The sequence below is a fragment of the Micromonospora sp. NPDC047548 genome (assembly GCF_040642975.1).
In the GTDB taxonomy this organism is placed as follows: domain Bacteria; phylum Actinomycetota; class Actinomycetes; order Mycobacteriales; family Micromonosporaceae; genus Micromonospora.
On sequence record NZ_JBEYTI010000044.1, the window covers coordinates 8,685 to 29,512 of the forward strand.

The window sequence follows — 20,828 nt, forward strand, 5'->3', positions numbered from 1 at the left end:
GTGGGGGGCCGCACGGGCGGCGCCGAACTGCTGCTCTGCCTGCCACCTGCCGGTGCCGGCCCGAGCAGCTTCCGCGACTGGCCGGCGTACCTGCCCGCCGCGCTCGAGATGCAGGTGTTGGCCCTTCCCGGCCGCGAGGCGCGGATCGGCGAGCCGCCGGAGTTCACCCTCGACCAGGTGGTCGACGCGGTGTGGCAGCGCGCGGGCCGGCCGTTCGCGATGTACGGGCACAGCCTCGGCGGCCTACTCGCCTTCGAGGTGGTTCGCGAGTTGCGTCGGCGTGGGGGTCCGATGCCTCGCCGGCTCTATCTCGGGGCGACCCGGCCACCGCACCTGCCCAAGACCATGGCCGAGCTGGCCGACGCGCCGGAGCAGGAACTGCTGGCCCGCGTCGCCACCATGGGTGGACTGCCCGACGTCGTACGAATGAACCAGGAGTTGCTCGAGATCTTCATACCCGCGCTCCGGGCCGACCTGCGGTGGTTGAGCCGGTACGCGTACCGCGACGAGGAGCCGCTGCGGGTGCCGCTGGTGTGCCTAGCCGGGCGCGGCGACGTCGACGCGGGGCCGAGTCAGATGCGGGAATGGGCGCGGCACACCACGGAGGAGTTCGCCCTGCAATCCGTCGACAGTGGACATATGTTCCTTCAGGACCGGGCACCCGAGGTCGCCGCGCTCGTCGCCGCCGACCTGCTGAGGGACGCCGGTGCCGGTCCCGTGGACGAGACCGGTCGCCCCGTCCCGCCGAGGGTGTCGGCCCGTCATCCCGTGCCGGCGGACCATCGCGTGCCGCTCGGCAGTGGAGGATGGGCGGTGTGGCGCGAAGCGGTCCTGCGCGCCGCAGGGTTCCCCGCCGAGGACGTGCTGCGCCTGTCCGCACCAGAACTGGCTGCCGTCGCCGACGCCCATCTCGACGGCGCGGCGAGCGAGGAGCAGCTACTCGCTGTCCTCTCGACCACGGTCGGCGCCACCAGCGAGGTGATCTACGACCTGGCCGGTGATCCACGCTTTCGCGAGGCGGTGACGTGGCAGAACCTCAACGCCCTGGTCGCGCTCGACGCCGTGCGCCGGGGTGGGCCGGACGAACGCAGCCACGTCAAGCGCCGCGCCCGCGAGCAGGTCATCGGGCGCTACTGGCAGCGGTACGCCGCGAAGAACGACACCATCGGGTTCTTCGGGCCGATCTGCTGGACAGGCATCTCCGCCACGGACGCCACCACGGTCACCCCGGGCCCGGCACTGACCCGCAAGCGGATGGTGACCTTCGAGTGGCGGGCGCTGTCCGCCTTCGGCGACCGGCTCGCCGCCGATCCGGCGGTACGGCGCTGGCTGCCCGCGGGTCTGCACGTGCACCTATGGCGTGACGGCGGCCGGCGGGTCCTGCGGCCGGCGGCACCGCCGGTGGAGCTCTCCCCGGCCGAAGCCGCCGTCGTCGACCTGCTCGACGGGGTGCGTCCCGTCAACGAGGTGGCGGCGGAGCTCGTGGCGCAGGAGCCGGAGCGCGGGTCGGGGCTGCGCAAGGTGGACGACGTCCACCTGGTGCTCGACCAACTCGTCGAGCGGGGGCTGGTGTGGTGGGGTTGCGACCTGCCGATGGACGCGGGTGCGGAAGCGCGGCTGGCGGAGCTGATCGAGGGCATCGGCGACCAGAACGTCCGGACGGTGGTCACGGCCGACTTCGCCCGACTACGCGCCGCTCGGGATGCGGTCGCGGACGCCGCGGGCGATCCCGACCGGTTGCGTGCCGCACTGGACTTGTTGCACGCCGAGTTCGTCGCGGTGACCGGCGCGCCGGCTCTGCACCGTGAGGGCGAGACGTACGCGGGCCGGGCGGTCTGTTACGAGGACACCGTCCGTGACCTCGACGTCGAACTGGGCGCGTCGGTGCTCAGTGGCTTCGCCGCTCCGCTCGGCGCGCTTCTCCAGGTGGCGCGCTGGCTGACCGTCGAACTGGCCGACGCCTACGGTGCCGCCTTCCGGGGCCTTCACGAGGAGCTCGCGGCAGAGCTCGGTACGGCCGAGGTGCCCTTCGCCGAGCTGTGGTATCTGGCCCAGGGCCTGCTGTTCGGTGAGGGTGACCGGCCGGTTGACGAGGTGTCGGCCGAGCTGGCCGCGCGCTTCGCCGCCCTCGCCGGCCTCGACGACGTTCCGGCGGGCACCAGCGTGGTGCGGCTGCGCGCGGTGGACTTGGCCGAGCGGATCGCCGAGGTGTTCCCGGCGAGCCGTCCGGGCTGGTCGGGGGGGCGGATCCACAGCCCCGACCTGCAGTTCTGCGCGGACAGCGTGGCGGCGCTGACCCGGGGCGACTGCCTTGCCGTCCTCGGCGAACTGCATGCGGCCTGGTCCACTTTGGATAGCGGGGTGTTCGTCTCCGGCCACGAGGTGCCCGACCGGCTGCGCGAATGGCTCGCCACCGATCTCGGCACCGGCCGGGTGCGGCTGCTGTACCCCTCGTCGTCGCCGAGGCTCACTGCCCGGGTCGGGTTCAGGCTGCACCACCACACCGACACCCGGCTCGGGTTCCTTCCCGCGCCGGGGGCCGACGCCCGGCTCGTGCCGATCACCGCCTTGCGGGTCCGCGACGTGGCTGGCGAGCTGGTCGTGTACGGCGCCGGCCGAACCCCGATACCGCTGGTGGAGATGTTCAGCGAGCTGTTGTCGATGCACGCGTCGGAGGCGTTCAAGCTGGTCAGCACCGCAGCGCACACACCCCGAATCATGATCGATCGGCTGGTGGTGGTCCGGGAGACCTGGCGGACGACGGTCGATGAGTGCGGGCTGGCCGATGCCACCGGCAGCCTCGGGCGCTATCTCGCGGTCCGGCGTTGGCGGCGGACGCTCGGGCTGCCCGAGCAGGTCTACGTGAAACTTGCGACCGAGATCAAGCCCTGTTACGTGGACCTGTCCAGCCCGCTGTTCGCCTCGTCGCTGTGTGCGATGGTGCGTGCCGCGCGGCAGCGCGCCGGTGGCGGGATCGCGCTCGGCGTGAGCGAGGCGCTGCCCGGGCCGCATCAGGCCTGGGTTCCCGACGCCCAGGGTCGCCGATACCAGTCCGAGCTGCGGTTGCAGGTGGTCGACCCGGCGCGGCCCCGCACCTGGGGAGAAAACCAGTGACGAACAGCGACATCGCCGGCGAGCGGCTCCCGTATCCGGAGCGGACACTGGCGGAGCTGGTCCTGTCGACCGCTGCCCGGCGCGGTGACGCGGTCGCCGTGCGGCAGTGGGACGAGGTGCTCAGCTACGCCGAGCTCGCCGAACGGGCGGCGGTACTCGCCGGGAAGCTGCGTCGGCTCGGCGTCAGCCCGGAGACGCCGGTGGGCATCTGCGCGGAGCGTCGGCCGTACCTGCTGGTCGCGGTGCTCGGTGTGCTCCTCGCCGGCGGCTGCTACGTACCGTTGGATCGCGGGCATCCGTGGCGGCGGCGTGCCGAGATCGTGGCCGACGCGGGCATCACGGTCGCGGTGGTGGACCAGGCCGGCCGGGACGCACTGTCCGACCTGGAGATCACGCTGGTCGACCTCCCGGTAGCAGCTGCGGACCGCGCCGGGGCGGCCACTGCGACCGCCTCGGCGCCGGTGGACACGGCGCCCTGCCCGGCACTGCCGGACAACGCCGCGTACGTGCTCTACACGTCCGGCTCCACCGGCCGGCCCAAAGGCGTCGTGGTCAGCCACCGCAGCGTGGTCGCCCATGTCACCGCGTTCGGCGCCCACACGGGGGCCGACGAACGGACCCGTGCCTTCGGCTTCGCCTCGCTGGGCTTCGACGCGTCCGTTCAGGACCTGTTCATTCCGTTGATGGCGGGCGGCGAGATCGCGCTGGTTCCCGACGCCGACCGGGTGGACCCAGCGCGGCTGCAACGCTTCGCCGAGGCGCACGAGGTCACCTGGGGATGCGTGCCGGCGGCGCTGCTGCCGCTGCTGGAACCGGCGGAGCTACCGCACTGGCGTACCGTCTTCACGGGCGTGGAGGCGCCCGATCCGGCACAGGTGGAGCGGTGGGGTGGACCGGCCGACCGCCCGGTACGCCGGTTCTCCAACGGTTACGGCCCGACCGAGGCCACCGTCTGCGTCACCAGCTTCACCGCGACCGGCCGCTGGGACCGGCCGTTGCCGATGGGCCGCCCGCTGCCCAACCACCGGATCTACCTGGTCGACCAGCACGGTACGCAGGTGCCCCCCGGCACGCCGGGGGAGGTACTGATCGGCGGCGTCGGGGTGGCCCGCGGCTACCTCGGCCGTCCGGGCCTGACCGCGGAACGGTTCGTGCCCGACCCGTACTCCGCTGAGCCCGGGGCGCGGCTGTACCGAACCGGCGACCGCGCCATCCAGCTGCCCGACGGCGAGTTGCTGTTCCTCGGTCGGACCGACCGGCAGGTCAAGATCCGAGGCCAGCGGGTGGAGCTCGACGAGATCGAGCACGCCCTGCGCGGACATCCGGAGGTACGGGAGGCGGCGGTCGTCGCGGTGGGGCTGGACACCCGCCCGGAACTTGTCGCGGTGCTCGCGCCGGCCGGCGAACCATCCGACGACGACATCATGGCGTACCTGCGACGGCGCCTTCCCGATGTGATGGTGCCGCGCCGCATCGTCCGGGTACCCGCACTGCCACTGAACACCGCCGGCAAGCGTGACGCGGCCCGGCTGCGCGAGGTCGCGACTGCCCGTGCGGGGGACCGGTCGGCGACAGCGGGCGACGCCGGAGCGGCCGGCGACCTCGAAGCCGTCGTCGCCGACGCGTGGCGACGCATACTCGGTGCCCCCGCCGGCCCGGACGACGACTTCTTCGCGGCTGGCGGCGACTCGCTGACCGCGATGCGCCTGGTCGCCACGCTCCGCGCCGAACTGGGCCGGGAAGTCGCGGTGGAGGACGTGTTCGACGCCCGTACGCTGGGCGTTCTCGCCGCCCGGGTGGCCGCCACGACGCCGCTCACCGAGCCCGAGCTGACGGTGGGCCATCCGCCGACGCTCTCGCCGGCGCAACGCCGGCTGTGGTTCCTCGACCAGCTCGCGCCAGACTCCGCCGCGTACAACACCGCGATGGCGGAGCGGTTGCGCGGTCCGCTCGACGTGGATGCGCTCCGCGCCGCGTTGACCGCGGTCGTCCGCCGGCACGACGTGCTGCGCTGGCGCATCACCCGGGTGGCCGGCGCCCCGCACGTGACCTGCGACCCGCCGGGCGACGCCCCGCTGCCGGTCGTCGATCTGTCCACCGTGGACGCGGACCGGCGCGAGGCCGAACTGCGCGGGGGACTTCAGGCGTGTGCGGCGATCCGGTTCGACCTGGCGACCGGTCCAGTGTGGCGGGCGCAGCTGTACCGGCTCGCCGACGACGAGCACGTCCTCGCGATGGCGTTCCACCACGCGGTCTTCGACGGCTGGTCGCAGGCGGTGTTCTACGACCAGCTCGGCGCCGCCTACGCGGCGGCCCGGGCAAGCGACCCGGCGGGCGACTCCGCGGCCGCCGCGGCCGGCCTCGGGCCGCTGCCGGCCGCCTATGCCGACTACGCGGTGTGGCGTACCGCCCGCGATCGCGCCCGCGGCGAGCAGGATCTCGCCTGGTGGAAGGAGCACCTGGTGGGCGCCCCGACCGTGCTGGAGCTGCCCGCGGACCGGATCCGCCCAGCCACCCAGACGTATCGCGGTGCGTTCACCACCACCTCGTTCCCGCCCGAGGTCGACAGCCGGGTACGCGGGCTCGCCGCGTCGCTCGGCACGACGCCGGCCACGGTGCTGCTCGCCGCGTTCGGAGAGGTGCTGCGGCGCCTGACCGGTGGGGCTGACCACGTCGTCGGCGCGGTCGTCGCCGACCGTCGGCTGGCGGCCGTCGCCAACCTCGTCGGCTTCTTCGTCGACATCGTCCCGGTACGCCTGCGGACGGACTCCGCGGCCACCTTCGCCGATCACGTGCGCGCGTGCCGGCAGGAGCTGCTCGACGTGCTGGCCCACCCCAACGCGCCGCTGGAGCGGATCGTCCAGGCGCTGGCGGTTCCGCGCGACACGACCCGCTCGCCCCTGGTGCAGGTGCTGTTCAACGTGTTCAACTTCGCCGAGCCGGCGCTCGACCTGCCGGGGATCACGACGGAGCGGGTGCCCGCCGGCCTGCCGGGATCCCCCTTCGATCTCACCGTCTATCTGGTCGAGCGGGGCGGCGTACTGGCGCTCGACGCCGTCTACAACCCGGATCTGTTCGCGGCGGAGCGGATCGCCGCGCTCCTCGACGGCTACCGGGAACTACTCGATCAGCTCACCGCCGTGCCGGAGTCGCCGATCGGCATGATCGGCCACCAGGGGTCGGACGACGAAACCACCGCGGCTTCCGCAGCGGGCCGCGGCAATGTCGGTGGCCCCCTGTGGCGGGCGGCGCAGCATGCGGTCCCGGCGACGGCTGCGGCGCCGCAGCCGCCGCCGGGACCCGACTCCGCCGCCGTGCCCGCCGGCCCGCCGCCGTCCGGCGCGGCTCCGGCCGCGCCGACGGGGGTCACCGAGGAGCTGGTCGCCCGGGTATGGCGGGAAGTCTTGGACGTGCCGCGGGTCCAGGCCACCGACAACTTCTTCGACATCGGCGGGCACAGCCTCGCGATGGCCGTGGTCCAGCACCGGCTGGCCGAGGCGCTCGGTCGGGAGATCCCGCTGGTGGACCTGTTCCACTACCCCAACGTGCGGGCCCTCGCCGCATACCTGGACGGTGTGGCCGGCGTGGACGGGATCGACCTGGCCGTACAGCGGGCGACCACCCGCCGGGAAATGATCCGTGGCCGGCGCGAGGCCAGGGCGGCGAGTCGAGTGAGGGAGACAACGAATGCCGATTGAGGAGCCGCAGTCCTACGGCGTCGAGCCGATCGCCGTGGTGGGCATGGCATGCCGGGTACCCGGGGCGAAGGACGTCAACGAGTTCTGGCACAACCTGGTGGCCGGGGTCGAGTCGGTCACGTGGTTCGACCGCGCGCACCAGCTCGCCCTTGGCGTGCCGGAGGACGAGGTCGACGATCCCCACTTCGTGCCCGCCGCACCGGTTCTCGACGAATACGACGCGTTCGACGCGTCGCTGTTCGGTCTCAGCGCCCGCGACGCCCAGGTGGCCGACCCGCAGCATCGGCTTTTCCTGGAGCTGGCACACAGCGCGCTCGAGCACGCGGGCTACGACCCGTTCGCCGGTGGCCGGTCCGTCGGTGTCTACGCGGGCACCGGCGGCGAGACGTACGCCTACGAACACCTCCGCCCGAGCGGAGCCGGCGAGTTCCACATGGACCTGTCGATGTGGAACTTCCCCGACTACGTGGCGACGCTGACCTCGTACAAGTTGAACCTGCACGGGCCGAGCCTGACCGTGCACACCGCGTGTTCGACGTCGCTGGTCGCCACCCATCTGGCCTGTGAGGCGCTGCGCGGCGGTGAGTGCGACACGGCCCTCGCCGGAGGCGTGTGCGTGGAGCTGCCGCACGGGCGTGGACACCTGGTCCTCGACGGCGGGGTGATCTCCCGGGATGGGCACTGCCGGCCGTTCGACGCTGCGGCGTCAGGCACCATGTGGGGCTCGGGCGGGGGGATCGTGGTCCTCAAGCGGCTGACCGACGCGCTCGCCGACGGCGACCACGTCTACGGCCTGATCCGCGGCAACGCCATCAACAACGACGGCTCCGCCAAGGTGAGTTTCAGCGCGCCGAGCATCGACGGGCAGGCGGAGGTCGTCGCGCAGGCCATCGAGCTGGCCGACATCGATCCCCGCACGATCACCTATGTGGAGGCGCACGGCACCGGCACCGAGGTCGGCGACCCGATCGAGCTGGCGGCGCTGCGCGAGGTGTACGCGCGGGCCAGCGGCGACCGTCAATGGTGTGGCGTCGGCTCGGTCAAGTCGAACATCGGCCATCTCAGTCAGGGCGCTGGTGTCGTCGGGTTGATCAAGACACTGCTCGCGCTGGAACACGGGGTGATCCCGCCAACGATCAACGTACAGGCCCCGAACCCGGCGCTGGACCTGCCCCACAGCCCGTTCTACCTGACCACCGCGCTGACCAAGTGGGCGTCCGATGTCGGGCCACGCCGGGCCGGGGTGAGCTCGTTCGGGTTCGGCGGTACCAACGCCCACCTCGTGGTCGAGGAGGCACCGGCGGTCGTCCGCGCCTCAGGTCCAGAGCCGACCCGTCCGGCGCAGGTGCTGACCGTCTCGGCGAAGACGGAGACCGGACTGGCCACCGCGGTCGCACGGCTCGCCGACGACCTGCGTACGCGTCCCGATCTCGACCTCGCCGACGTGGCGTACACGTTGTGGGTCGGCCGCACCGAACACCCGCACCGCGCCGCGGTGGTGGCGACCGATCTGGCCGACGCCGCCGCCGCGCTCACCGACCCGAAGCGGCGCCACACCGGCCGGGCCGCTGACGGGCAGCGGTTGGTGTTCCTCTTCTCCGGTCAGGGCGCGCAATATCCCGGCATGGGCGCGGAGCTCTACGCCGTCGAGCCGGTCTTCCGGGCCGCCGTGGACGAGTGCGTACGGGTGCTGCGGGGCCACCTCGACCGCGACCTGCTCGACGTGATCCTCGGCCGGGCGCCGGACGCCGCCGAGCTGCTCGGCCGGACCGAATACACCCAACCCGCCCTGTTCACCGTGGAGTACGCGCTGGCCGCGCTCTGGGCGTCCTGGGGCGTACGTCCCGCAGCGATGCTGGGCCACTCCATCGGCGAGTACGTGGCCGCGACCCTCGCCGGGGTGTTCACGCTGCCGGACGCGCTGAGTCTGGTGGCCGCCAGGGGCCGGCTGATGGCGTCGATGCCGGAGGGCGCGATGCTCGCCGTGTCGCGCGGCGCGGAGGAGATCGCCGCGATGCTGCCGGCCGGGCTCGACATCGCCACGGTCAACGGCCCGGGGATCTGCGTGGTGGCGGGCCCGTCCGCGCTCGTCGAGGAGTTCGGCGCGCGGCTGCGCTCCGACGGCGTGAACGCCAAGGCGCTGCGCACCTCGCACGCGTTCCACTCGGCGATGATGGAACCGATCCTCGACGCGTTCCGCGAGCGGGTCGCCGCCACCCCGCGCCAGGCCCCGACGGTGCCGTTCCTGTCCAACCGTAGCGGCGACTGGATCACGGCGGAGCAGGCGACCGATCCGGACTACTGGGTGCGCCACCTGCGTGAGCCGGTGCGGTTCGGTGACGCGGTGGCGCGCCTGGCCGCCGAGAGCGGATGGACGTTCGTCGAGTGCGGGCCGGGTCGCCAGCTCGCGTCGCTGGTCCGGATGCAGCTGCCGCGCACCACCACCACCCCACCGCCGCTGACGGGCCTCCCCGCGCCGGGTGAGCGGCTGGGCGACTGCGCGACCCTGTACACGGCCGCCGCACGACTGTGGACGCAGGGAGTCCCGCTCGACCGGAGGCGGTTCGCCGCGGCGGAGCGCACCACTGGTACCCAGGAGCAGACCGCACCAGCGCGCCGGCGGCTGGCGCTGCCCGGCTACCCGTACGAGCGGCGCCGCCACTGGGTCGAACGAGGTACGCCGGCCACGGTCCAACCCCGTCCGCGCCGCGCCGTGGTGCCGGTCGACGATTGGTTCACCGTGCCGGCCTGGCGGGTCCGCCCGCTCGACGCCGTACCGGCCGCCGGACCCGCCACTGGTCCGTGGCTCGTGTTCACCGACGGCGAGGGCGTCGCCGACACGTTGCGCGAGCGCGGCGCCGCGGTGGTGGAGGTACGGCCCGGCGCCGATTACGCCCGTGACGGTTCCGGTTTCCGGGTCCGGCCCGGACACCCGGCCGACTACGGTCGACTGTTCGGTGAGCTGGCAGCCGACGGCGGGACGCCCGAGCGGGTCGTGCATGCCTGGACCGCCGGCGCCGTCCCGGCCGGGCGTGACCCGGAAGCCGCCTGGCAGGCCCAGGATCTCGGGTTCTTCAGCCTGCTGCACCTGGTCCAGGCGCTCGCCGCTACGGCGGGACCGACCCGGCTCGACATCGTGACCTCGGGTGCGGTCGACGTGACCGGCGCCGGCCTCAGCCGTCCCGAACACGCCACGGTCTCCGGCATCGCCAAGGTCGTCCCCCAGGAACTGCCCACCCTCACGGTGCGGCACATCGACGCGGACCGGCCCGCGGCGGCGGTCACGGAGCTGCTGCACGGCGCGGACGAGGAGTTGGTGGCGCTGCGCGGACGGCGTCGCTGGGTACCCGACCACCAGCAGGTGAAGGTGCCGGCCGGCCCTTCACCGGCCCTCGTAGAGCAGGGCGTCTACCTCATCACCGGCGGGCTGGGCGGAATCGGCATCACGGTCGCCGAAGACTTCGCCCGGCGGACCAGGGCCCGTCTGGTGCTGATGTCCCGTAGCGGGCTGCCGTCCCGGGACGAGTGGGCCGCGCACGACGGCGTGCCCGGCCGGGTGGGTCGTGCCGTCGCGGCTATCCGACGTATGGAGGAGGCCGGCGCCGAGGTTCTTGTCTGCGCTGCGGACGTGGCGAGCGTCGATGACCTGCGGCGGGTCCGCGCCGAGGCGCTGAGCCGGTTCGGCCGTATCGACGGCCTCATCCATGCGGCGGGACTGCCCGGCGGCGGGATGGCCGAGGTGAAGGAGCGCGCGATGGCGGAGGAGGTGCTGGCCCCGAAGCTGCGTGGCACGCTCGCGCTCCAGCGGGTCTTCGGCGACCTCGACCTCGACTTCGTCGTGCTGTGCTCCTCGGTCACCGCGCTGACCGGGGGCTTCGGGCAGGCGGACTACTGCGCCGCCAACGGCTTCCTCGACGCGTACGCGCAGAGCGACCACGGCTGGCGAGGTCGGGTGGTCGCGGTCAACTGGGGTGCCTGGCGCGAGGTCGGCATGGCGGCGGAGACCGCCGTGCCGGCCGCGTTCGCGCGGGTGCTCGGCGCCGGCGCCGCCGTCGTGGACCACCCCGTCCTGGTCCGGCGGCAGGTCGGCGAGCATGGCGACGTGATCCTGTCCGGTCCGGTCTCGCCACGCACCCACTGGCTGCTGGACGAACACCGGCTCGGCGGCGTACCGATGGTGCCCGGCACCGGTTACCTGGAACTGGTCCGGGCGGCGTTCGCGACCACGGTTTCCGCGCCCGGGCCGGGAAACGCCGTCGAGCTGCGCGATGTCACCCTGCTGCAGCCGCTGTCGGTGGCCGACGGGGATCAGGTCGCGGTGCGGGTCATCGTCTCCGGTGGGCGCGCCGGGCCCGAGGTCGAGGTGGCGAGCGAGGGCGCGGCCGGGACGCTGATCCATGCCCGCGGCCAGGCCGCGTGGGTGGCCGGTGCACCGCCGGTGCGGGATCTCGCCGCGGTGCGCGCCCGGTGCGGGCAGGAACGGGTGTACGACCCCGACACCGAGCGCGGTGGTTCGGCGCTGCGGTACGGATCCCGGTGGCGTTGCCTGCGCCGCGTCGGCCTGGCGGCGGCCACCGGCTCCGGGCCGGTGGAAGCGCTGCTGGAGTTGGCGGTGCCCGAGCCGGTCCGCGCGGAGCTGTCCCGCTGGCCGCTGCACCCGGCCGTCCTCGACGAGGCGGTCTCCTTCGGGTGGCTCGGCGACGCGCGTGGCTACCTGCCGTTCGCCTACGGGCGGGTGCGGGTGTGGGGGCCGCTGCCGGAACGGCTGTTCAGCCATGTCGTGCCTCGCTCGTACGACCACGACGAGCTGGTCGCCGACGTGACGTTGCTCGACGAGACCGGCCGGGTGGTCGCGGAGATCGACGAGTTCACGCTGCGCCGGGTCGATGCCACCGCGCTGACTGATTCCGCCCGCGCGGCACGGCCGGCGGGCGCGGCGGCGCGCCGCGCCGCGGGGGCGCCGGACGACGGGCCGGGTATCCGGCCGGCGGACGGTGTCGAGGCGCTGCACCGGCTGCTCGCCGCCGACCTCGGGCCGCAGGTCGTGGTCTCGGCCCGGTCACTCGACGAGGCGCTGCGCGCGGCTCGGGAGCTGACCGTGGACGCCGTCGAGGTGCAGCCGGACGAGACCGGGCCGCAGGAGCGTCCAGCCGGCACCGACTACGTGGCGCCGCGCGGTGAGCTGGAGGCGGCCCTGGCGCAGGTCTGGGGTCGAGTGCTCGGTGTGGACCAGGTCGGCGCGGAAGACGACTTCTTCGAACTGGGTGGCAACTCGCTGGTCGCGGTGCAGCTCATCGGGCAGGTCAGGACCGCGCTCGGCGTGAAGCTCCCGATGCGCAGCCTCTTCGCGGCGCCCACCGTGGCCGCTATGGCGGAGCTGGTGTCCAAGACGGACGACAAGCCGGGCACGCCCGCTGCGGCCACGGCCGCGCCGACGACGATTCCGCGCCTGGCCAGGCCCGGCCGATGAGCGAGGGGCAGAAGGACCCGATGTCGGACGACGAATGGGTGGTGCCCGCCTCGTACGGGCAGGAGCGGTTGTGGTTCGTCGACCAGGTCGAGCCGAACTCACCCGCCTTCAACATCATCACTTCGGTGCACCTGCCGTATCCGCTGTCCGCCAGCGAGATCGTGGGTGCGTTCCAGGAGGTGGTGTCCCGGCACGAGGCGCTGCGGACGTCGCTGCGGGCGGTGGACGGCGAGCCGCGCCAGGTCGTCCACGGCAGCATCGCGGTCGAGGTGGCCGAGATCGACCTGCGGGGTCAGCCGCCGGAGGAGTTGACCGCCCACTACGACGCGGAAGGCGGACGGCCGATTCCGTTGGATGCCCCACCGCTGTGGCGGGCGACGCTGGTGCGGCTGGCCGAGGCCGAGTGGCGGTTTGTCCTCGTGGCCCACCACGCCATCTTCGACGGGGCCTCGATTCCGAACCTGCGGACCGAACTGACCGAGCTGTGCCGGTCGTTCGTGGACGACAGCTCGGCGCGCCTACCCGAGCTGGCGATCCAGTACCCCGACTTCGCCGCCTGGCAGCGCGATCAGCTCAGCGGCGAGACGTTGGCGGCGCACCTGCGCCACTGGCGGGCGGTGCTGGACGGCGTGCCGTTCGTCCACACGCTGCCGACGGACCGGCCCCGGCCGGCGCGCGGGCCCGCCCCCGGCGCGGACGTCGCCGTCGACCTCCCCGACGGGCTTGCCGCCGCGGTGGCCGAGTTGGCCAGGCGCCTACGCGCCACCCCCTTCATGCTCTTCCTCGCCGCGTACGCGACTCTCGTGCACCGGCTGTCGGGCGACGGGGAGGTCGTGGTCGGCGTTCCGGTCGGCGGGCGGGAGCTGCCCGAGGTGCAGCCCCTGATCGGCATGTTCGTGAACACGCTCGTGCTCCGCCTCGACCTGTCCGGCGACCCCAGCTTCGCGGCGTTGGTCGACCGGGTGCGTGGGCAGCTGGGGGAGGCGTGGGAGTTCCAGGACACTCCGTTCCAGAAGGTCGTCGAGGCGGTCGCGCCGCGCCGTGACCCCAGCGTGCCGCCGCTGTGCCAGCTCGGCTTCAACTATCTGCCGGACGTCGGCACCGGCACGGGCAACGGCGTGGCCCGCGACGATCTGATGCTCGGCGTGACCGACCGGTACGTCCGGCTGGAGTACCACGCGGCGCTGTTCACCGAAACAACCGCCCGTACGCTCGTCGCCCGCTATCTGCGGTTGCTGTCCGGAGCGGTCGGGGCGCCGGACACGCCGCTCTGGTCACTGCCGCTGCTCGACCCGGCCGAGCGGACACAGCTGGACGCGTGGGAGCGGGCCGACGGCATGCCGGTCGTCGACCGGGCCGGGCAGCCGGTGCCGGTGGGAGTGGTGGGGGAGCTGCCCACCGGAGAACTCGGCCTGCGGCGGCCGGATGGCACGGTGGAGGTGTTGGGTCCGTCGGCCCACCGGCAGCTGCTGAACGCGCTGCGCTGGCGGCACCAGATCGAGGCGGCGCTGCGGGCCGCGCCCGGCGTCGCGGACGCCACGACGGTGGTACGCGCGACGCCCACCGGTCCCCGGCTGGTCGGATACGTCGCCCGGCCCGCGGGCGACCTGGCCAAGGTACGGGCGGCGCTCGCCGAGGTGCTGCCGGCCCACCTCACGCCCGAGCTCGTCCACGTGTCGGCCCTGCCGCGCGCCGCGGACGGCGGGATCGACCACGCCGCCCTCGCGGCGGCGCCGGTGTCTGCGGATACGTCCTCCGCTGCGCCGCCCCGCGAAGGCGCACCCCCGGTCGATGGACCGGCACCGGTCGATCAGACGGTGCCGAGCACCGCCACCGAGCAGGCGATCGCCGAGATCTGGGCGGAGGTGCTCGGGATTCCTTCGGCACACCTCGACGACGACTTCTACGCCGTCGGTGGGCACTCCATGCTCGCGGTACGGCTGGTGGCCCGGCTGCGCCGGCTCACCGCCGGCCGGGGCCGCCAGATCGGGGTCATGGACGTGGTCACCTGCCGGACGATCCGCCGGCTGGCGGCGCTCGTCGACGGTGCGCAGGACGGTGACCGGCAGCTGCTGCACGAGCTGACCCCGCCCGGGGAACGGGTCGTCTCCTACGTCTGCGTGCCGTACGGCGGTGGCAGTGCCGCGGTCTACCAGACGTTGGCTGACGCCCTGCCACCCGGCCACGCGCTCTACGCCGTCGCCATCCCCGGTCACGACGTGGGGCTCGACGAGGCGGCGCTGCCGTTCGGCCAGCTGATCGACGCCTGCCTGACGGAGATCCTGGACCGGGTGCCGGGGCCGGTCGTCCTGTACGGACACTGCGGGGTCGGTGGCGCGCTCGCCGTGGCCCTGGCCCGCCGGTTGGAGGCGGCCGGACGGCCGGTCGACGCGCTGTACCTCGGGGCCGTTTTCCCGGCTGCGCGGGCCAAGGGCGTGTTGAGCACGGTGTTGCGCCGGCTCGACGGGCTGGCGAGCAACCGGGTTTACGCCAACTGGCTGACCGGCATGGGCGTCGACCTGTCGGAGCTGGAGCCGGCGCAGGCCGACCGGATCGTGGCGAACATGCGCCGCGACGGCCAGGCCGCGGAGGAGTACTTCACCAGCCTGCTCGCCGAGCCCGGTCCGCGCCTCTGCGCACCGGTGATCTCCGTGGTCGGGGAGCGTGACCGGGTCACCGAGTTCCACCAGGAACGGTTTCGCGAGTGGCAGGTCGTCTCCGATACGACAGCCGTGGTGGTGATCGACGAGGCGGGACACTACTTCCTGACCCACCGTGCCGACGAGCTGGCCAACATCCTGACCAGCACCCACCGGGCGATCGGGGCGGGCGGGTTCACCAGCCTGGGCGGCCCGGAGGTGGGCTGGCGGGCGCACGCGGTGCACCACGATCGAGCCACCGTCGGTTCACCGACGGCCGATCCAGCCGGCCCTGATCCAGCGATGGCCGGAGCCGGCGCCGGTCCGCCGACGGCCGCCCCAGCCGGCGCCGCCGATACGGCCGCCGGCACCCCGGCTGCGCCGCGGAACCTGCGAACGTACCTGGCCATCGCCGCCGGGCAGCTCGCCTCGCTGACCGGCTCGGCGCTGACCCAGTGGGCGATCCCGGTGTGGATCTTCCTGAAGACCGGCTCGTACGTCTCGTTCGCCCTTTTCGCGGCGCTTGGCATCGTGCCCACCCTGGTGGTCTCCCCACTGGCCGGCGCGCTGGTCGACCGGCTTGACCGGCGCCGGGTGATGCTCTCGGCGGGGTTGGCGGCCGGGCTGGCCGAGCTACTCATGGGCCTGCTGTTGTGGGGCGGAAACCTGCAGGTGTGGCATCTCTACGTGCTGGTGGTCTGCCTGACCACGGCGGCGTCGTTCCAGCGTGTCGCCTTCCTCGCCGCGACCCCACAGCTGGTGCCGAAGGCGTATCTCGGCCACGCCAACGGCGTCAACCAGCTCGCCACCGGCTTCGCCAACCTGGTGGCACCGCTGCTCGGCGCCGGCCTGCTGGGGCTGCTCGGGTTGGGCGGCATCCTGCTCGTCGATGTGGTGAGCTACGCGTTCGCCGTGGTCGTACTCCTCATCGTGCGCTTCCCGCACACCATGGGCCGGATCCGTGACGAGCCGCTGTTGGCCGCGCTTCTCGGTGGCCTGCGCTTCACCTGGGGCATTCGTGGACTGCGCAGCATGCTGCTGTTCTTCGCCGCGCTCAACGTCTTCCTCGGCGCGGCGTTGATCATGGTGCCGCCGCTGGTCCTGGGTTTCGGTTCGCTTGCCCAGGTCGGTCAGGTCGCGTTCGCCGAAGGCGTGGGCGCGGCGCTCGGCGGGCTGGTGGTGATCGTCTGGGGCGGGCCGACCCGGCGGCGGGCGGCCGGCGTGCTCATCGCGACGGCCGCGATGTCGGCCTGCTACCTCCTCGTCGGCCTACGTCCGGCGCTTCTCCTGGTCGCCGCCGGGCTCTTCGGTGTCGGACTGGCCCTTTCGGTCACCCAGGGGATCTACGCCACGATCGTCCAGGTGAAGGTCCCGCAGCGGTTCCACGGCCGGGTCTTCGCGCTCAACCAGATGATCGCCTGGGGGACGCTGCCGATCGGGTACGCCGTGGTGGGCCCGTTGGGTGGGCGCCTGCTCGAGCCCCTGATGGTGGCCGGCGGGCCACTCGCGTCGACGGTCGGCGCGGTCATCGGAGTGGGCCCCGGGCGCGGGATCGGTCTGCTGTACCTGGCACTGGCGGTGGCCATGCTGGGGTTGACCGCGGCGGCCACGCTCGTCCCGTCGCTCGCCCGGTTCGACCAGCAGGTGCCCGACGCGCCGCCCGACGATCTCGTCGGCGTGGAGCAGCTACGCCGGCCTGAATCGACAGAGCCGGTCTCCGACCCACCGGCCACCCGGCTCGACGAGCTGATCGCCGCCCAGGTGGCCCGTACGCCATCCGCGACCGCCCTGATCAGCGGCGCCGAGCGGGTGACGTACGGCGAGCTCGACGCCCGAGCCGGGCGGCTCGCCGCGGCCCTGCGGGCTCGGGGGGTCGGCCCGGAGACGTTCGTGGCCATCGCCATCGACCGGTCGGTGGCGATGGTGGTAGCGGCGCTCGCGGTCCTCAAGGCGGGCGGCGCATACGTCGCGCTCGATCCCGCCCAGCCGCCGGGGAGGCTGGCGTCGATCCTCGACAGCGCCCGGCCCGTGCTGCTGTTCGGCGACGGGAAGCTGGTGGGTGTCGCGCCGTCGTGCCCGGTCGTGGACGAGGCGACCCTGCTCGCCGAGGTCACGTCGGCTGGCGGGTCCGCACCGCTCGCGTCGGCCAACGGTGGGCCGGACAGCCCGGCGTACGTCGTCTACACCTCCGGCTCCACCGGCACTCCGAAGGGGGTGCTCGCCCACCATCGGGGCATCGTCAACCACCTGCGGTACATCATGCGCGAGCACAAGGTCACCGCGGCCGACACGGTGTTGCAGATCGCCTCGCTCGCCTTCGACGCCTCGGTACGGGACCTGTTCGGCCCGCTGAGCGTCGGGGCCAGGGTGGTGCTGCTCGGCCCCGACCAGGCGAAGGACCCCGCGGCGATGCTGGCGCTGATCCGCCGGCACCGGGTGACCTGCCTGCTCGCCGTCGTGCCGACCCTGCTGCGGGGCATGGCCGATCTGGCCACCGGTGCCGCCCCGTCGGTGCGTCTGGTTCTCTTCGCCGGAGAACGCTTGCACGCCGCTGACTGCGCCGCGGCGCGCCGCATCTTCGGGCCGCGGGTGCGCCTGGTGAACCAGTACGGGCCGACCGAGTGCACGATGACCACCACGTACCTGGTCTTGCCGGCGGGTGCTCCGGTGCCCGACCCGGTGCCGCTCGGTCGCCCGATCGGCGGCGCGTGGGTCCGGGTGCTGGACGACGCGCTTCAGCCGGTCCCGGTCGGTGAGGTCGGCGAGATATACATCGGTGGCGTCGGGGTGGCGCGGGGATATCTGCATCGGCCGGCGGAGACCGCCGCCCGGTTCCTGCCCGACCCGTTCGGTGCCGAGCCGGGTGCCCGGATGTACCGGACCGGTGACCGAGGCCGGGTGCGTGCCGATGGTGCGCTGGAGTTTCACGGCCGCATCGACGATCAGGTGAAGATCCGCGGCCAGCGCGTGGAGCCCGGCGAAATCGAAGGGCTGCTGCGTGGCCACCCCGCGGTCCGCGACGCCGCGGTTCTGCCCAGCGGTGAGCCGGTCCGACTGATCGCCGTCGTCAGTGGTACCGACGTGGACCTCGACGACGTCCGGGCGTACCTGCGTGCCCGGCTCCCCGACTTCCTGGTGCCCGAGCAGTTCTCGGTCCTCGACGAGCTGCCGCACACACCGAACGGCAAGATCGATCGGCGCGCGCTGGCGAGCGGACAACCGGTCGGATCGGCCGCCCGGTGACGCCGCGAACCGCCCGCCTGCGCGGTGCTCACCGGCACGCGCCGTCGGTGAGCCTCCAGTGCGCCGGCGGACACGTCGCGACCGACCCGACACTGTGGCGGTGTCCGGACTGCGAGGCCCCCTGGGAGTTGGCCACCTCGCCGGAGTTCGACCCGCGGGCGATCGACACCAAGACGTGGTCGCTGTGGCGTTACGCGGCCATGTTGCCGGCCGTACCGCCGATCACCCTCGGCGAGGGCGGCACGCCGCTCGTGCAGGTCGCCGTGCCGGAGGGAGAGTTCCTGGCGAAACTGGAGTTCTTGTCACCGACCGGCTCGTACAAGGACCGCGGGACTGCCGTGGTGGTCAGCCACCTGCGGGCGCTGGGCATCGAGGAGGCCGTCGAGGACTCGTCGGGTAACGCCGGTGCGTCGCTGGCGGCGTACGCGGCAGCGGCCGGTGTACGGGCCCGGGTGTTCGTGCCCGCGCACGCCGGCGTGGGGAAGAAACGCCAGATCGCCGAGATGGGGGCCGAGGTCGTCGAGGTGGTGGGCGGCCGGGGTGCCGCAGCTGCGGCCTGCCGGCGGGAGACCGGCGCCGCCGCGTACGCCAGTCACTGCTGGAACCCGCTCTTCCTCAGCGGACAGTCGACCTGCGCGTGGGAGATCTGGGAGCAGCTCGGCGGCTCGGTGCCCGACGCCGTGGTCTGCCCCGTTGGGCAGGGCAACCTCTTCCTCGGGTTGGCCCGCGGGTTCGCAGTGCTGCGCCGGGCCGGGCTCGTGGCCGCCGTGCCGCGGATGTACGCCGTACAGTCGGCGGCCTGCGCACCCGTGGCGCAGGCCTGGCGAGCGGGCTGGCCGCAGCCCGTCGCAGTCGACGAGGGGGTGACGATCGCCGAGGGCATTCTGACCAGCCGGCCGGTGCGCGGCGACGAGATTCTCCGGGTGCTGCGCCGCACCGGTGGGGCGGCGGTCATCGTCGCCGACGATGAGGTCCGCGTGGCACAGCGGCATCTGCGTGGGGCCGGCTTGTCCGTCGAGCCGACGAGCGCGGTTGCCGTCGCTGCCCTGCCGCTGTTGCGCGACCAGATTGCCGGAGCCCAGGTTGTGGTGCCGCTGACCGGCTCCGGTCTGAAGACGTTGTGAAAGACGCCGCCGACCTGGACGCCGTCCCGGCGCACCGATCCCTGCCGAATGCTGATGGAGGAGGCTTCCTTGCCCGACGCCGAATACCGGGTTGTGGTCAACAACGAGGATCAGTACTCGATCTGGCCGACCGACCGCCCCAACCCGAATGGTTGGAATGACGCGGGGTTTGCCGGCAGCAGAGCCGACTGCCTCGCCCACGTCGACGAGGTGTGGAGGGACCTGCGACCGCGCAGTCTGCGCGGGGCGATGGACGTGGGGGAAGCTCAGGAGAGCAGAAAGTCGCGCACGGCTTGATCACCGACCGGGTTGCGGCCCTGAATCGAGTGCCCCATGCCCGGGATGGTCACCAGCTTGCCGCGCGGCGTGCGGGCGGCCTGCTCGACCGCCCACTCAAGTGGTGTGGAAATGTCCCGGTCACCGTTGATCAGGAGCACGGGCATGGTCAGGTGCGGATGCGGTGGCTGCGGGTTCGGGCGCGACGGCGGCCAGTGTCGGCAGCCTTGAACGACACCGTGTCCGGCCGCGGTCCGCGGCTCGAACGGCCACACCTGATCGGTGCGTAGCTCTCGCACCGTCTGGTCGATGGCCGGGTCCCGCTGCGGCAACGGCGTCGTCGAGTCTCCCCATGGTGTGTGGATCAGGTCCGCGCAGAGTGTCGCCAGGTGCAGGGCCGCGCTGTACTGCTCGGGGGCCATACCATCGCCACCCTGCAGTTCGGCGATGGCGTCGTTGAGCGGAGCCGGATCACCCTGGGCGGCCCGCCGCAGGAGCGTCAGCACCGGGAAGAACCCCGCGCCGGTCAGTTTCGGATCGACGATGCTCGCGACCACGGTCAGGTCGAAGACGCCGACGCCGTTGTCGTAGCGGCGCACGACGTCGGCCAGCGCCGCCGCCGGGTCGAAGCCGCAGCTCTGTTCCTGGCATGCCTGGCGCAGCATCCACCCGGTGCGGCGCAGGCCGGCGGCGTACAGTGCGTCGGGCCCGTCCTGCGGCACCACCGAGTCGAGCACCATCCGGCGTACCCGGTCCGGAAATGTCAGTCCGTAGTGTTGGGCAACGAACGATCCGTAGGACACCCCGTCAAGCGTCCACTGTGGCACGCCAAGCGCCCGACGCAGGTCCTCCAGATCCGCGACGGTATCTGCCGTCGTGTAGTGGCCACGGTGTGAACCGAGCAGACGCGCACACTCGCGTACCGCCTCGGGCGTCGGCACGGTGACATCGGACGAGCCCACCTCGGCCTGGAGCGGCTCGCAGGTGAGCGCGCCCGCCCCGGTGCCGCGCTGGTCGATCATGACGAGTCGGTAGTCGTCGAGGAGGTAGGAGAAGCGCTGACGAAGCCGCGGAAGCAGGCCGACGCCCGCTTGTCCTGGCCCGCCGGTGAGCAGCAGGAGCGTGCCGCGAGGTGCGGCTGTGTTGTCGGCGGTCGCGACCCGCAACCGCAGCGTTCCCGGTGCGCCTCCGTGGCGGTCCAGCGGCACGGTCAGGTACGAGCAGGTGAAGCCGACACTGTCGGAACAGGGCTGCGACTCGGTAA

Annotated in this window: 7 protein-coding genes; 6 read left to right on the forward strand and 1 reads right to left on the reverse strand. The window is 73.0% G+C overall.

From position 1 onward, the window contains the following. Genes ABZ807_RS27940 through ABZ807_RS27965 form a run of 6 tightly spaced genes read left to right on the forward strand, consistent with a single transcriptional unit; the run spans position 1 to position 19,585 of the window. Complete coding sequence (locus ABZ807_RS27940; RefSeq protein WP_357164188.1) at positions 1 to 3,114, forward strand: thioesterase domain-containing protein; 3,114 nt, start codon at positions 1 to 3, stop codon at positions 3,112 to 3,114. Continuing rightward, positions 3,111 to 6,812, forward strand: coding sequence for an amino acid adenylation domain-containing protein (locus tag ABZ807_RS27945; RefSeq protein WP_357164191.1), 3,702 nt, complete (start codon positions 3,111 to 3,113; stop codon positions 6,810 to 6,812). Before ABZ807_RS27940 ends, ABZ807_RS27945 begins: the two co-directional genes overlap by 4 nt. Continuing rightward, positions 6,802 to 12,282, forward strand: a complete 5,481-nt coding sequence (locus tag ABZ807_RS27950) for an SDR family NAD(P)-dependent oxidoreductase (RefSeq protein ID WP_357164194.1) — start codon at positions 6,802 to 6,804, stop codon at positions 12,280 to 12,282. The genes ABZ807_RS27945 and ABZ807_RS27950 overlap by 11 nt, the downstream gene beginning before the upstream one ends. Beyond that, positions 12,279 to 18,164: an amino acid adenylation domain-containing protein gene (locus ABZ807_RS27955; protein WP_357164197.1), complete on the forward strand. Its 5,886-nt coding sequence runs from the start codon at positions 12,279 to 12,281 to the stop codon at positions 18,162 to 18,164. Before ABZ807_RS27950 ends, ABZ807_RS27955 begins: the two co-directional genes overlap by 4 nt. After that, positions 18,161 to 19,288: a pyridoxal-phosphate dependent enzyme gene (locus ABZ807_RS27960; RefSeq protein ID WP_357164200.1), complete on the forward strand. Its 1,128-nt coding sequence runs from the start codon at positions 18,161 to 18,163 to the stop codon at positions 19,286 to 19,288. Before ABZ807_RS27955 ends, ABZ807_RS27960 begins: the two co-directional genes overlap by 4 nt. 54 nt (positions 19,289 to 19,342) lie before the next feature. Further along, positions 19,343 to 19,585: an MbtH family protein gene (locus ABZ807_RS27965; protein WP_357164236.1), complete on the forward strand. Its 243-nt coding sequence runs from the start codon at positions 19,343 to 19,345 to the stop codon at positions 19,583 to 19,585. Here ABZ807_RS27965 and ABZ807_RS27970 read toward each other — a convergent pair. After that, complete coding sequence (locus ABZ807_RS27970; RefSeq protein WP_357164203.1) at positions 19,555 to 20,730, reverse strand: alpha/beta hydrolase; 1,176 nt, start codon at positions 20,728 to 20,730, stop codon at positions 19,555 to 19,557. The genes ABZ807_RS27965 and ABZ807_RS27970 overlap by 31 nt on opposite strands. Positions 20,731 to 20,828: the final 98 nt, after the last annotated feature.